We start from the raw sequence: 475 nt of genomic DNA on the forward strand, positions 1-475 counted from the left end.
TCCTTGGACACCTGTCTGTCCCTACGGGTGGAAATAAAGGTGGCGTCGATATAGACGGCTAAGTAGTGGGAGGAAAGGCTACGGCAAAGCCACCGTTCGACGTCCTCACGGCAGCTGCCGGCAAGATGCGATACCTGCTGCTTGCTGTAGGAACGACCATAGACGCAATTTGAAATCTCGCCTATCTGCTCCGTGGTAAGACCTTTGGTGTAGAGGAGATTGAACAATTTGGCACGTTCCTCGCTTTCGCTGCGTATCAACCCTAAGAGAATGGGATAGAAGTTTCCGCTACGACTGCGCGGAATACGGAGCGAGAACTCAAAGCCGTGACTGTACCAACGACGAGAACGGAAACCATTGCATTGCTCATGGGCATTTTCGCTGACGAACAACTCTCGTTCATGATACATCAGGGAGTTCATGATTAATGACTGAAGGGTAACAAAACCCTCGCTGCTGCTTGTGTAATTCGAAA

General features: G+C 50.3%; 1 protein-coding gene. It reads right to left on the minus strand.

The genetic code is table 11. From position 1 onward, the window contains the following. On the minus strand, nucleotides 1-475 hold a 475-nt coding region (locus E0E16_RS15100), incomplete at both ends, for a transposase (protein WP_255418193.1).

It is taken from the genome of Prevotella rectalis (genome assembly GCF_900607215.1).
GTDB lineage: Bacteria > Bacteroidota > Bacteroidia > Bacteroidales > Bacteroidaceae > Prevotella > Prevotella brunnea.